Source organism: Dorea longicatena, from assembly GCF_024168045.1.
Lineage (GTDB): Bacteria > Bacillota > Clostridia > Lachnospirales > Lachnospiraceae > Dorea_A.
Genome location: NZ_CP100126.1, coordinates 17,501 through 32,248, shown reverse-complemented (window position 1 = coordinate 32,248; position 14,748 = coordinate 17,501). Strand labels below are relative to the sequence as shown.

General features: G+C 44.6%; 7 protein-coding genes, 7 tRNA genes and 1 rRNA gene (1 of these 15 running past the window's edge). 2 read left to right on the top strand and 13 right to left on the bottom strand.

What is annotated here, in order from left to right; genetic code table 11:
- Positions 1-564: 564 nt before the first annotated feature.
- Positions 565-1,839, top strand: a complete 1,275-nt coding sequence (locus NKF87_RS00160) for an ATP-binding protein (protein WP_055213109.1) — start codon at positions 565-567, stop codon at positions 1,837-1,839.
- A gap of 222 nt (positions 1,840-2,061) precedes the next feature.
- Here NKF87_RS00160 and NKF87_RS00155 read toward each other — a convergent pair whose 3' ends face one another.
- From NKF87_RS00155 to NKF87_RS00145, 3 genes are read right to left on the bottom strand one after another with little or no spacing between them, the layout of a single operon-like run.
- Positions 2,062-5,406, bottom strand: a complete 3,345-nt coding sequence (locus tag NKF87_RS00155; protein WP_253583751.1) for an ATP-binding protein — start codon at positions 5,404-5,406, stop codon at positions 2,062-2,064.
- The gene (locus tag NKF87_RS00150) at positions 5,357-6,001 is read right to left on the bottom strand and encodes a DUF4194 domain-containing protein (RefSeq protein WP_118224850.1); all 645 of its coding nucleotides are present in this window, start codon (positions 5,999-6,001) and stop codon (positions 5,357-5,359) included. The genes NKF87_RS00155 and NKF87_RS00150 overlap by 50 nt, the downstream gene beginning before the upstream one ends.
- Before the next feature lie 25 nt (positions 6,002-6,026).
- Positions 6,027-7,391, bottom strand: coding sequence for a Wadjet anti-phage system protein JetA family protein (locus NKF87_RS00145; protein WP_253583749.1), 1,365 nt, complete (start codon positions 7,389-7,391; stop codon positions 6,027-6,029).
- 178 nt (positions 7,392-7,569) lie between these two features.
- Between NKF87_RS00145 and NKF87_RS00140 the strand changes: the two genes are divergently transcribed.
- Positions 7,570-8,226, top strand: a complete 657-nt coding sequence (locus NKF87_RS00140) for a hypothetical protein (protein ID WP_253583747.1) — start codon at positions 7,570-7,572, stop codon at positions 8,224-8,226.
- Positions 8,227-8,246: 20 nt separating this feature from the next.
- Here the strand turns inward: NKF87_RS00140 and NKF87_RS00135 are convergent, their stop codons facing one another.
- The 10 genes from NKF87_RS00135 to NKF87_RS00090 form a co-directional block, all read right to left on the bottom strand.
- Positions 8,247-9,404 (bottom strand): AI-2E family transporter, encoded by a 1,158-nt coding sequence (locus NKF87_RS00135; RefSeq protein ID WP_253583745.1) that lies wholly within the window; start codon positions 9,402-9,404, stop codon positions 8,247-8,249.
- A 9-nt stretch (positions 9,405-9,413) separates the two neighbouring features.
- A complete protein-coding gene (locus NKF87_RS00130) occupies positions 9,414-11,966 on the bottom strand; it encodes a cation-translocating P-type ATPase (RefSeq protein ID WP_253583743.1) in 2,553 nt (850 codons plus the stop codon).
- A gap of 308 nt (positions 11,967-12,274) precedes the next feature.
- Positions 12,275-12,347: transfer RNA gene (locus NKF87_RS00125), tRNA-Lys, on the bottom strand.
- A gap of 22 nt (positions 12,348-12,369) precedes the next feature.
- Positions 12,370-12,442 (bottom strand) — tRNA-Phe (locus NKF87_RS00120).
- Between the two features lie 23 nt (positions 12,443-12,465).
- Positions 12,466-12,539, bottom strand: a tRNA-Met gene (locus tag NKF87_RS00115).
- A 26-nt stretch (positions 12,540-12,565) separates the two neighbouring features.
- Positions 12,566-12,638 (bottom strand) — tRNA-Thr (locus NKF87_RS00110).
- A 17-nt stretch (positions 12,639-12,655) separates the two neighbouring features.
- Positions 12,656-12,737: transfer RNA gene (locus NKF87_RS00105), tRNA-Tyr, on the bottom strand.
- A 16-nt stretch (positions 12,738-12,753) separates the two neighbouring features.
- Positions 12,754-12,826: transfer RNA gene (locus tag NKF87_RS00100), tRNA-Val, on the bottom strand.
- Positions 12,827-12,833: 7 nt separating this feature from the next.
- Positions 12,834-12,907 (bottom strand) — tRNA-Asp (locus NKF87_RS00095).
- A 74-nt stretch (positions 12,908-12,981) separates the two neighbouring features.
- A 23S ribosomal RNA gene (locus tag NKF87_RS00090) occupies positions 12,982-14,748 on the bottom strand (it continues 1,126 nt past the right edge of the window).

The following is a 14,748-nucleotide window of genomic DNA, read 5'->3' as shown; positions in this document are numbered from 1 at the left end:
CGTTTGTTGAAGCATTTGCTTCCATATCTTTCTCCTTTTTTGAATAAATTCGTGTAGATTCCCTTCGCAGTTTCCGATTCCCACTGTTGCATCTGCATATTTCCACCTGCGCAAAATATGCAACAGATAGAAACTGCCTGTTGCGTGATCCACGGGGACAGGCATTCCCACTTCAGCTCATCTTTGTTGGTTCGCTTGCACGACTGATTTTCAGAACAATATTTATTAAGCCTGAGAAAGCCAAACGCACAACCAAGATTCAGAATCAGGATGAGAAGATTTTGGAAGAAATGATTTCCCGTATCATTTCAAGTCACAAAGATTGGAAACGGCTGTTGATTTTTTTCATATTTTTTTCTTACCTCTCATATATTATCCTTAGTTTCATATTCTAAAGTATGTCTTAAAAATGCCTTCTGCAAAGCATACCACAAAGTATGACATGTAGATTGCAGGAATGATTTTTCATATTTGTTCTAATTACAAAACGATTACATTCTATTTTTGTCTTGTTTATAAGACAAAAATAGGATATAATTGTTCTATATATTTTGGAGGTATGTTATGAATAGAGATAGTTTAAAACAAATCATGATTGACCAAAAAGAAATCTACCTTAATAATCCACTTATTCCCAGACATTACTATCTGGAAGAAAATGTCAATTACTGTTTTGTTGGCATTCGTAGAACCGGAAAATCCTATATGATGTATCAACAGATAAAACAATTGGAAGAAAATGGAATTCCATTATCACAAATCGTTTATGTTAACTTTGAAGATGAACGTCTTTTGGAAATGACCGCCGCTGACTTAAATCTTATTTTAGAAATCGGGTTAGAGATATCCAGAACTGACGTTAAACCATATTTATTCTTAGATGAAATCCAAAATATCACTGGATGGGAAAAATTTGTCCGTAGAATTGCTGATATGAAATACCGGATCAATATAACAGGCAGTAACAGTAAAATGTTAAGTAGTGAAATTGCCTCTACTCTTGGCGGTCGCTTTGTGATTATGAATATTTATCCATATTCTTTCTCAGAATACCTGATTGCCAATCATATGAAAAAGAATTATCTGGATGTAATCAGCACCAAAGATAAAGCTGATGTGCAAAACCAATATAACCAATATGTAACATATGGAGCTTTCCCTGAATTAACGGAAATAAATAACAAAAGGGCTTTTTTGAATAGCATCTACCAGACCGTATATCTTGGTGATATCATAACAAGAAATAAAATTACCAATGACTTTGCTGTGAGATTGATTTTAAAAAAGATTGCCGAATCTATTACGAAACCTTTATCTTTCAGTAGACTGACTAATATATTAAAAAGTACAGGAACATCTATTGGCAAACAAACTGTAATCAATTATGTTGGCTACATGACAGACTCCTATTTACTTTTTACTCTGCAAAACTATGCTGCAAAACTGGTAGAAAAAGAGACTTCTCCCAAATATTATTTCATGGATACAGGACTTCTTGGACTTATGTTACTAGACTGTAAATCTGCCCAACTGGAAAATCTTGTCGCCATCGAATTAATCCGGCGTTACGGAGTAGAAAATGTTTACTTCTTTGAAAATAATGTGGAAATCGACTTCTATGTTCCGTCAGAAAATCTGGCTATCCAGGTCAGTATGCAGGTATTAGATAATATAGATACACGAGAACGTGAAACCCGTGCTTTCGTCAAATTAAATAATTTCATACCGGACTCCAAATGTATTCTGATTACAAATAGTGAAGAGGCTGTTCTTGACTGTGAAGGAATTCGTGTTGAAGTGATTCCAATCTGGAAATGGCTATTGATGAATGATTTGTAGAAGCCACGAGAAACGCTAATTCCTTGCTTTTTTATTGTTCCCGTTGACTCTACCAGGAATTTTCACTTGACTCCAATTTTATTTTTCTGCTAAGTTATAGAAATTACAAATAAAAACTATATATAAAAGCACTTACAGTACTTACCAACTATAGTTTCCTGTAAGTGCTTTCCCGCAGGTGGCAGCTTCTTCCGTATCTTTTACTTTCTCTTGTATCTTTTATTATTCCTCCGCCAACTCCCCAAACTCCGTCTTCTCAAATTCCTGAATGGAAATATGTCTCTTATTCGGGTTCGCATACACGAAGGTCTTATCTACATTCTCCAGATAGTTCTGGATCTTATCGTTCGTCGCGCTGATGATCGCCTGGAAGCCAAGTCCGCGGATCAGCGAGATACAGCTTGCCACCTTCTCGGCATCCATCTTGGAGAACGCCTCATCCAGCACAACCAGACGCAGTGTCGGTGACCGGTGCATCTTCGGCGACAGATTGATCTTATAAAGCTGCGCAAAGCTTGCCAGAAGTGCCACGTACAGCGGGTTCTGCCCCTCCCCGCCGGAGTTCTTCTTGATCATCTTACTCAGTCCGATCGTCATCTCCTTATCGCCATGTACGATCTGCTGCATATCGAATGACAGATAGGTCCGGTAATCCGCATACTTATCCATGTTGCGTTTCGCCTCATCCATCTCATCTTTTGTCGCATTCTCCGGCGGGATGAAGATGTTGATCAGCTCGTTCATCATCTCCCCATACTGGTTCTCATGCTCCATCGTGAACATATCAAGCTGGTTGTCCATCGTATCATCTAAGTCAGACGGACGGATCTGCAGGGAATCATCCATGAACATCTTATAATATTTTCCATCTGCACCCTTGTTCTTCGTGATCACGAACTGATACTTATCCTTACCGAAGTCCAGTTTGCTGATGATCCGGTTCAGCTCATCCCTTCTCTGATAAGCCTCCAAGATCGCACTTCGGATCTTGAAGATGAAGTCATCTTTGAAATGCTCCACAGCCGCTTTCGCCTGTGTCTTCGCCGACTCCCTGTAAGTCTCCAGATGATCGCAGGACAGCGAATTCAAAAGCTTCTCATACGGCGCGTTGTCCCGGATAGAAGTTGAGAATGTACGGTTCGGATATTCTCTGATATAACTGCTTCTCTCTTCCACCAGCTTCCGGTAAGCGTCTTCCTCTTCTTCCCTGAGCGTATATACCCGCGAAACCATCTGACGTCTCAGATACTCATAATTCTCGGATTTTCTACTCGCCAGATATTCCTGGAGCTCCTTCTCGTAACGCTTATCTGCTACTTTTCTCTTCACGTCCTTCATCTGTTCTTCCGATTCGAGAACTTCTGCATTCAGACGTTCGATTTCTTTCTTGTTCTCCCAGATTGCTTCCTGCACCTTGGATACGGATTCTTTCTTCGCATCCTGTGCCGCCTGCACTTCTTTCTTCTTGCCTTCCCATGCAGCAACGGATTCATCCTTTAACTTCTTCATCTGTTCCAGAAGCTGAGCCTTTTTCTTTTCTTTGGAAATGATTGCCTTGCTGTCAGCCAGCCATCCGAGATAATCCTCTGCCGGCTGCTTCAACATCTCCATCTGCATTGCCTGGCGGATCTCTTCTAACAGCTCCTGTACCGGCATTCTCTCGCCATTTAACTTCTCACATTTTTCTTCCAACTTGCGGATTCTCTGGCGCATACTCGTCTCACCGATGTAGGCTCTTCTGGTGTAATTCTCCGGATTCATGTGCTGCAGTTTGTAGCTCTGGTACAGCATACAATCCGGTGTCACACCGATCCTGCACTCACGCAGTTCATCCAGTGATTCGCATTTCTTTACATTTCCAAGGAAGAAATTAATGTATTCCTGCACATACGCTTCTTTCGCTTTTACTACTTCTGCCAGCGCCCCCGGCTGTACCTGATGCTTGTCCTTCGTAAGCTTCTCCGTATCCAGGACTGCTGCCCGGAAGAAACGTTTTGTATCCATCTCCTGGTAAATGTCCATCGCAGCCCTGGCATACTTTGGTTCCACGATCAGCTGCAATTTATTATTTCCAAGATAACCCTCCACTGCATTGTGCCATCTCTCGTCCTTCACATCCAGAAGATCCGCAAGAATATGCACATTCACGAACTTGCCGCAGCGCTCGTGCAGGCGGTTACGCAGTTCGAATCTCGCCTCTTCCAGCTCTCTCGGATAAGCCTTCTTTCCCTGCTTCAGTTCTTTTAACTCTGCTCTTGCCTCTTTCTCTTCTTTCTTGATCCGGCGAAGGTCTGCATCCGCTTCCTGTCTCTGGTCTTCCAGTTCCTCCTGCAGATCTTTTAAACCTTCCTGCAGGCGCACAAGCTCTTCTTCGGAAATGTTTCCGTCTGCGAATTTTTCGATATCCCAGATCACCTGATTTGGCGTAATGTCTTTCTCCGTCCATGCCTTCAGATGCTCTGCAGTCTGCTCCCAGCGGACTTTTCCGTTATTCAGACGCTCCAGCGTCTCATTTAATGTATCCAGATCTGATTCCAGCCTTGCATACCCACTGTCTGCGATCCGCAGAATGATCTCTTCATACTCTTTCTGCAGGTCCTTTTCTTCCTGCTCCAGCACCTGTTGCTGCTTTTTCAGATCTTCGATGGCTTCCTGCCTTACCTTGATCCGGTCTCTGGCTTCCTGACTCTTCACCTCATGGTTCATAATCTCCAGACGGTCGATCTGATAAGAGCACACCTTCTCCTCATCGGATTTTTCTGCATACTGCTCATATTTTCCGCAGATCAGCTTCAGTCTTCTGATCTCCTCCATCGTCTCTTCGATCTTACTGCGCATACGTCCATACTGCATGACACTTTCCTGCAGATCCTCAATATGGATATCCTGCTCCATACAGATATATTCCTTTACGAAATCTTCCAGTTTGATATTCATACGGAACGAGATCGCACGTTTGAATAGCTTTGGAAATTTTTCCATGTCCAGACCGCCAAGATAGATATCGTATAGCTGTCTCCGGAATCTTTCATTGCTCGGACCGCAGTAGAACTGTTCCGGCGTAAAGGAACGCTGCAGATACTCACGCATTTCCGCAGTGGTAAGGCACCGGCCTTCCGAACGGTAATGATTCGGAAGTAATTCTCCCGTATGCCAGAAGAACAGGCGGCTTACGTCATTATTCGACGTATCCACGTCAAACACAACACCGACACACTGTTTATCCCTGGTATTCGTCTGTGTCAGCTCCAGCACGATCGTACTGGAAAAATTACGATTTCTTAAATACTGTGATTCATTATTTTCACTGATATTCACCATACCTCTTAAGTACTCGATCAGTGTACGGTCCGAATCATCTGCTGCCGCCTTGTTGAAGAATCCACGGCCGTCCGTATTGGCATACAGCACGATCTGGATCGCATCCAGAACCGTCGATTTACCACTTCCGGAATGTCCGGTGAAGAAGTTGATTCCTTCATTAAGCGTCAGTATCTTTTTATCTATGTAATGCCAGTTATTCAGGCATATCTTCGAGAGTGCTTTGAATGGCTGCTTCGTCTCCAATTTGATCCTCCTCACTGAATGTTGCTAATAATTCCCTGATGTCATCTCCTAAAAGTACCGTATGGATACAAGGGTAGATGACCAAGCGGGTCGACTCGTTTAATTCTTCCAGAACATCAAGCGGCTCGATGATCTGATACTTCTTCAGAAGTGCGATCGTCCGTCTCATTTCCGTAATTGACGGAAGACTCTTCAATACATGAAATTCTCCCGCTTTTCCGTTTACTGCACCAAGTGTTGTCACCACATGGCTGCTCGACGATGCAGTCTGCATCTGCTCGTCATAGATAAGCTTCAGCACCAGTAAATAGATCGTCGCCAGACGCGGCAGCTTCTCACCCCATAACTGCTCTCCCTGGATATAGATCACACCCATATGTACATTTTCCCGCAGTGTGATCCCCGCCACCTCAAAATATGCTTTAAAAAATTCCAGATGCTTCGTACAGGTACGGTATTCTTTTGTATACTGCATCCTTCCCGCACGTTTATCAAATTTTCTTTCCAGTAGAAATGTCTGACGGTACAGTGTCTGGATGACCTCTGTGACCTCTTCTTTTTCTTCCTGGGTTAACTGTTCGTAGTAATCTATCATTTATTTTCAGAACTCCTTTTATCTATTACACTCGCCGTTTCACAAACCTGAGTGCCGGATACCGGTATCCGTCCTTTTCCACCATCTCCGGTTCTTCTTCCAGCACCATATATCTGCTGTTCTTACGCGTACTGTAATCATAAGCAAGAATCAGTTTTTCAAATTCTTCCTCGTCAGCAATATTGATCTTCGACGCATCCATCACTTCATCTTCCATATTATTTTCGATGAATTCTTCAATCTGCTTCTTGCTGAACCGCATCTGTATCCGGTTCAGTCTTAAGATATCGTCCTTATCCAGATCACCCGTCGTCTCATCCGGAAGCAGCTGACTGATGAAGTCTTTTCTGGATTTTCTTCTCTTATATAAAGACTTCTCTGACAGGATCTCCAGAAGTGACAGATTCATGCGCTTTCCAGTCTCTGTGATGATCTCTTCCATCTGCTCCGTTTCTTCCGACATCTTATTCAGAAGCTGTACCACCAGGCCCTTCGTATCTGTCTCACCGCTTAACAGATAATTCATTCTGGTTACCGTTGCCCGGACATATTTCGTATGTTCTTTGTCCATATTGGCAATGCGGTGCTCGATATCGTCAAATCCACGCTCGATCAGATCCAACAGATCCAACACATCATCCTGGTTATCTCCCAGCATCTTCGACCGTGCCTGTACCTTCATGATAAATGCTTCATCATCCCGGATCTCTCTCAGACATTTCTTAATATCCATCTTATAGATATAAAAGTTGTCCGATGTTTTCAGAATATGATACTTCTTCCATACGATCTCTTCCACATAACTGTCTAGATGTTCCCGCAGAATCCCACTGTAAGAATCCTGCTGCAAGAGCTTCGCAAAGAATTTATTCATATTATGAAGCATATCCTGCATTGCCTTATTCAGCCGCCTCGTATTCACCAGAGCCGTCCTTAAGAGCCCGACACTTGCCCGCGGATCATTGCGGAACGCATACAGCGTTGCATACACATTCTGAATATAAATGTCCGTCTCCGATGCATCTTCCGAATTCAGCTTTTCAAATGCATCGATCATCACCGCCGCATAATCCGGAATGACAATATTTGTCACCAGTGTATTATAATCCTCGATACGCTTCAGCCATCCTGCCCGCAGCAGCCAGTTTAAGATCCTCGAAGAAGGCGTCTCCAACATATCAAAGTCTGTATCATTTTCCTCCCGCTGTAGCTCAAAGCGCTTCTTCGCATTCATATCACTTAAGATCTGGATGCACACCTCTTTCGTCAGGAAATAATTATTATATTCGTATTCTTCATTAATACATAAAAGTGCTTCAATATAAATATCCCGGTTGACCGAACGGAACAGACTCCAGAACGTATCCGGGATTTCATTCATTAACTGCATCTTGTTTTCCTCCAAATGATTCCTTACAATTCTACCATTTTTAGGGGAGTTTTTCTACTGCAAGTTATTTTCCAGAATTTTATGTACTCTTTATTTGTTTTTTGCCTTCATAGCTGATATGATAAAATAATAAAGATAAAATAAAAGACAATATAGAAATGAAGACGGAGGTAAAATTATGTCCGAAAATATAGAAAAAGCAGTACAGACCGAAGAATCGTCTGAGACTAAAGGAACTGACAACGTTGTGCTTTATCCTGTTTCTGATGAGGAGAAAACTGTATCTGCTGCGCAGGAAACTTCAGATACTGAAAGCAAAGCTACCGACGGTAAAACTGCCGATAACACTAACAAATTCAGTGACACCCAAAATACAAAAGAATCTTCACCAAAAGATGCGGAAGAAGAAGAAGACGACGATGACCTGGAAGAAGATTTCTACGAACAACAGGAAAAATCCCGCTCCAAAGACGAACATCTGTTCCGCGAATTTTTCTCCAATTTCCGTTCCAAACGCAAGATCGAGATGAACCGTGATGAACAGATCCTCTCCCGCATCAGCGATGAAGATCTGATGGAGTATCTCCGCATGGAACAGAAACGTATGGAACTTCTCCAGCAGGCAAAAGAAGTACGTGAGAAAAGATTCTGGACTACATTCCAGCTCTCCGTCTGTCTGTTATCCGTTATCCTTGTTATTTATTTTCTGAAGGATAATCCGGTAATACTCGTGACGATCCTGTATACATTCGGGATCCTCGCCGCCCTCCGTATCTGGAGCAAAGGCCAGAATGGAAAGGACAGCAAAGGCAGCAAAGATAAAACCGATGCTTAATCCCCAAAAGTTATCCACAATCACCCAATATCCTGTGGATAAATCTTTTTCTGCCGCAGTTTAATGTAGACAACTTCCCGGAACAAAGCATAGAACACTGACATCAGCGGAATAAAGATCAACATTCCAACGATCCCCATCAGGCTTCCGCCTATACTTACCGCAGCCAGCACCCAGATAGACGGAAGGCCGACCGAATTACCCACCACATGCGGATAGATCAGATTGCCCTCTATCTGCTGGAGTACCAGGAACAGTACGATAAATATCAATGCCTGGACCGGACTCACCATAAATATCAGAAACGCACCGACCGCACAGCCGATGAATGCTCCAAAGATCGGGATCAATGCGGTAAATGCGATCACAATTCCCGTAAGAAGTGCATACGGAAGCCTAAGCAGCGTCATCGCAATCACGAACATGGATCCCAGGATCAGAGCCTCTACACACTGTCCCGTCAGAAAACTGGAGAATGTCTTATATGTCAATGCAAGAACCTCCAACGCAGCCTCTGCTCTTCCCTTTCTGACAAATGCAAATAACACTTTTTTCGCCTGTCTTCCCAGCTTTTCTTTCTGCAGCAAAATATACATTGCAAATACAAAAGTGATAAAGAATGTTCCCACGGCACCAATGATATTTTTCGCTGTATTGATCGTGGATTCCAGCATACTTCCGGCTCCGTTCTTCAGGAACTCCATCGCAGCCTCCATCACCTTGTTCCAGTCAAATTCCAGATTGTTGACTACATTCATGATCTCCTTATTATTATGAAACCAATGATCTGCCCACTCCTGCAGCTGCGGGATAAAATCCTGGATACTCTTGCCGAGACTGGCAAATGTCCCGGCAAGCTGCGGAATCAGCCCGAACATGATAATTGCAAGAAGCCCGATCACACCGGAAAGAACGATCAGAAGACTGATCCCTCTGGCATATTTTCTTTTATATTTTTCAGGAAACTTTCTCTCCGTGAATAATTTTCTTTCCACAAAATTCATCGGAACGCTTAAGACGAATGCAATCGCACCGCCAAGCAGAAATGGATATAAAATATTCAATACGAATCTAAACGCATCCATCACAACATCATATTTCCACAGACAGACGATCAATAATGCCGTAAATACGATCAGCCCCCTGATCTGTTTTACCGTTTCTTTTCTCAATTCCATTCTCTGTTTCTATCTCTCTTTCAAATATTTCATTCCCTGGATCACAGGAAGATTCAACAATGCAAGCCCGTATACTGTCATCAGCTGCTTCAGGCTCAACGTAACTACTTTGAACATTCCGTGCAGTCCCGGAATCATAAGAACACTTGTGATCAGGATCATACCCAGGACAAATGCTCCGATCAGATACTTATTATTAAAGAATCTCTTTGTAAATATTACCGGCTTATCATCTTTACAGTTAAATCCATGCACCAGACGGCTCATGCATAAGGTTCCGAATGCCATCGTACTTGCAAGAGCTGCATTCTGGCTTGTGTATCCGATCAGGAATGCAGCCATCGTCATTACACCGATGCTTACTCCTTCCGTTGCGATACTCAGCAGATATGGCTTTGTAAGGATTGACTCGCTCATTGGTCGTGGTCTCTGCTCCATAACCGCTTTGGAATGTGGTTCTACTCCCAGTGCAATTGCCGGCAGACTGTCTGTCAGCAGATTAATGAACAGCAGATGCACCGGTGCAAATGGAACCGGCAGTCCGGCAACGGATGCACATAATACAACCAGAATTGCCCCGAAGTTACCGGACAACAGGAATTGAATCGCATTTTTAATATGCTGATACAGATTTCTTCCATTTTCCACAGCTTTTACAATGGTTGCGAAATTATCATCCGTCAGGACCATCGCTGCCGCATCCTTGGCAACCTCACTTCCGGTCACTCCCATCGCAACACCGATATCGGCCTGTTTCAACGCCGGTGCATCATTCACACCGTCACCTGTCATTGCTACGATATTCCCTTTTTCCTGCCATGCACGGACAATTCGGATCTTATGTTCCGGCGAAACCCTCGCATACACAGAGATTCCTTCTACGAAATCCTTCAGCTCTTCGTCCGACATATCTTCAATTACGGCTCCCTCGCAGGCCTCCGATTCTTCTTTTAAGATGCCGATTCTCTTTGCAATAGCCGCTGCAGTAATCTTATGGTCACCGGTGATCATGATCGGACGGATTCCCGCACGTCTGCACTCCTCCACCGCAAGTCTCGATTCTTCTCTCGGCGGATCCATCATTGCGATCAGACCGATAAATATCAGCTGGTCCTCATCCTCCGTACCGATCTCTTTCTCTTCCTCCATCTGCTTATATGCAAATGCAAGAACCCTTAAGCCTTCTTTGGAAAATTGCATGTTCTGGACGGCAATGTCCTCCCGGTCGGAATCTTTCATCTTCCTTACAGTATTCCCAACCCGTATTCTGTCCATACGCTCCAACAGGACATCTACCGCACCTTTTACGATCATCATATGTCCTTCCTGAAGGAGTGCATCATTCATATTGTGAGCAGTCGACATCAGCTTCCGGTCACTATCAAACGGCACTTCCGACAATCTCGGGTATCTCTCCCTTACCTGCATCGCATCAATACCAAGATTCGTTCCAAGATTGATGAGCGCCGTCTCTGTCGGATCACCGATCTCCTGTCCGTCCGTATTCGTAGAATCATTACAAAGAATACTGAATCTTAAAAGTAATTTTTCATTTTCATTCTTCAGATCAATCTTTCCTGCCGGAATCCTCTTTCCATTTACATAATAATCCTCGACCGTCATCTTATTCTGCGTAAGCGTTCCCGTCTTATCCGAACAGACAATCGATACACTTCCCAGACCTTCCACTGCCTGCAGCTTACGTATGATTGCATGTTCCTTTGCCATCTTCTGCGTACCGAAGGATAACACGATCGTAACGATCGAGCTTAAAGCCTCCGGTATTGCCGCAACTGCAAGTGCAACAGCGAACATAAATGCCGAACCCCACGATTCACCCTGAAATACATTCACTCCGAATATCACTACAGAAAATGCCAGGATCAGCACCGATAATTTCTTTCCGAAATCATCCAGATTCACCTGCAGCGGTGTCCTCTTTTCCGAAGTATTCTTCATAAGATCTGCAATCTTTCCGACTTCTGTCTTCATACCGATCGCAGTTACTTCATATCTTCCTCTTCCATATGTGACGAAGCTTCCGGAAAATACTCGGTTCGTCTGATCTCCCAGTGCCGCAGCTTCTTCCACTTCATCCAGATTCTTCTCTATAGAAATGCTTTCTCCCGTCAGAGCACTTTCATCTACTTTCAGACTTGCACATTCGATCAGCTTTCCGTCTGCCGGGATACAGTCTCCTGCTTCGAGGATCACTTCATCACCGATCGTGACTTCCCTGGACGGGATCTGGATCACGCTGCCATCACGCACAACCTTGGCTTCCGGTGCCGATAACTGCTTTAAACTGTCCAGTGACTGCTCCGCCTTTACCGTCTGTATCGTTCCAAGAACCGCGTTCATCGTGATCACGACGAAGATAACAATTGCACTCTCCGCATCTCCGAGAATTCCTGATATGACCGCCGACACGATCAATATAATAACCAGAAAATCTTTGAATTGTTCCAGAAATATCCGGAGTACACTTTTCTTTTTTCCTTCCGTCAATTCATTGAATCCATATTTTTCCTGATTCTTCTTTGCCTGTTCACTTGTTAACATCTTATTCTCCTTTCTGTTGCGCAAAGTTATACAAAACCGTTGTGCAAAATAAAGCGTAAATCTTAATAATAAAAAAAGAGCCCTTTATTGCACAAAAACTATGCAATAAAAGTCTCACCATTTCATTACGATACGGATGACCTGTCTGTCATCGTACTGACGTCATCGTAAACATCTATCCTTAAAAATAAATAGATGCCGATTACTCCCTTTTATTAAAATATAATATAAACATTTTTCTGACTTCTGTCAATCATTTTTAGCAAAAAAAAGAAGCAGTACTTATATACTACTTCACTCTCATTCCATGAGCGTGCGGGGATTCGAACCCCGGACAACTTGATTAAAAGTCAAGTGCTCTACCACCTGAGCTACACGCCCTCATTTCCTTTTGCAAGGAAAATGCCCAGAACCGGAATCGAACCAGTGACACGAGGATTTTCAATCCTCTGCTCTACCGACTGAGCTATCTGGGCATACACATAATATTATGTGTGAGTTGCGGGGGCAGGATTTGAACCTACGACCTTCGGGTTATGAGCCCGACGAGCTTCCAGACTGCTCCACCCCGCGATATTAAGTTAAGTCTTGTGACTTAAAGCCGATGATCGGACTCGAACCGATAACCTGCTGATTACAAATCAGCTGCTCTGCCAATTGAGCCACATCGGCGAGTGCCTTACGGCTAATGGATGGAGGTGGATTCGAACCACCGAAGCAATTTGCAGCAGATTTACAGTCTGTCCCCTTTGGCCACTCGGGAATCCATCCATATTATTTAATTTGATGGGACCAATAGGGCTCGAACCTATGACCCTCTGCTTGTAAGGCAGATGCTCTCCCAGCTGAGCTATGATCCCATACAAACGACCCAGAAGAGACTCGAACTCTCGACCTCCGCCGTGACAGGGCGGCGCTCTAACCAACTGAGCCACTGGGCCATCTTCAATTGAAGCTATGTACCTTCAAAACTGCATACAAGAAATATTTCCTTTCATCCTACCTATCACCTTGCTTGGTCATGCCCTCGACCGATTAGTATCAGTCAGCTCCATGCATTACTGCACTTCCACCTCTGACCTATCTACCTCGTCGTCTTCAAGGGGTCTTACTACTTACGTAGGGATATCTCATCTTGAGGGGGGCTTCACGCTTAGATGCCTTCAGCGTTTATCCCGTCCCGGCTTGGCTACTCTGCCATGCACTTGGTATGCAACAGATACACCAGCGGCCAGTCCATCCCGGTCCTCTCGTACTAAGGACAGCTCCTCTCAAATATCCTACGCCCACGCCGGATAGGGACCGAACTGTCTCACGACGTTCTGAACCCAGCTCGCGTACCGCTTTAATGGGCGAACAGCCCAACCCTTGGGACCTACTTCAGCCCCAGGATGCGATGAGCCGACATCGAGGTGCCAAACCACTCCGTCGATGTGAACTCTTGGGAGTGATAAGCCTGTTATCCCCAGGGTAGCTTTTATCCGTTGAGCGATGGCAATCCCACTTTATACCACCGGATCACTAAGTCCTACTTTCGTACCTGCTCCACCCGTCGGTGTCGCAGTCAAGCTCCCTTCTGCCTTTGCACTCTTCGAATGGTTTCCGTCCATTCTGAGGGAACCTTTGAGCGCCTCCGATACCCTTTCGGAGGCGACCGCCCCAGTCAAACTCCCCACCTGACATTGTCCCCCGACCAGTTCATGGTCGCTGGTTAGAAATCCAATACTGCAAGGGTGGTATCCCAACAGCGGCTCCGTGACAACTGGCGTCATCACTTCCTAGCCTCCCACCTATCCTGTACATGCAATACCGAATCCCAGTATCAAGCTGGAGTAAAGCTCCATGGGGTCTTTCCGTCCTGGCGCAGGTAACCAGCATCTTCACTGGTATTTCAATTTCACCGGGTGCATTGTTGAGACAGTGCCCAAATCATTACGCCTTTCGTGCGGGTCGGAACTTACCCGACAAGGAATTTCGCTACCTTAGGACCGTTATAGTTACGGCCGCCGTTTACTGGGGCTTAAATTCAAAGCTTCGCGTTACCGCTAACCTCTCCTCTTAACCTTCCAGCACCGGGCAGGCGTCAGCCCATATACTTCACCTTACGGTTTTGCATAGACCTGTGTTTTTGCTAAACAGTTGCTTGGGCCAATTCTCTGCGGCCAGCTCTCGCTGGCACTCCTTCTCCCGAAGTTACGGAGTCATTTTGCCGAGTTCCTTAACAATGCTTCTCCCGTCGGCCTTAGGATTCTCTCCTCATCCACCTGTGTCGGTTTACGGTACGGGCTTAAGTAAAACAATAGCGGCTTTTCTTGACGCATGGCTCACACACTTCCCTACTCTTAATTCGGTCCGCATCACGTCTTCGGATTGATGAACGGATTTGCCTATTCATCTCCTACCCCGCTTGCACCGGCTTTTCCATTTCCGGCTTGTGCTCTCCACACGTGTCCCCACAGTTCTGTTTACTTAAGGTACAGGAATTTCAACCTGTTGTCCATCGGTTACGTCTTTCGACCTGGCCTTAGGCCCCGACTTACCCAGAGCAGATCAGCTTTACTCTGGAAACCTTAGATATTCGGCCGGAAGGATTCTCACCTTCCTCTCGCTACTCATTCCGGCATTCTCTCTTCTATACAGTCCACAGCTCCTTATCGGTACTGCTTCGTCCCGTATACAATGCTCCTCTACCAATGTACTAGGTACATTCCTGAGCTTCGGCAGTGTGTTTCAGCCCCGGACATTTTCGGCGCAGGACCTCTCGACTAGTGAGCTATTACGC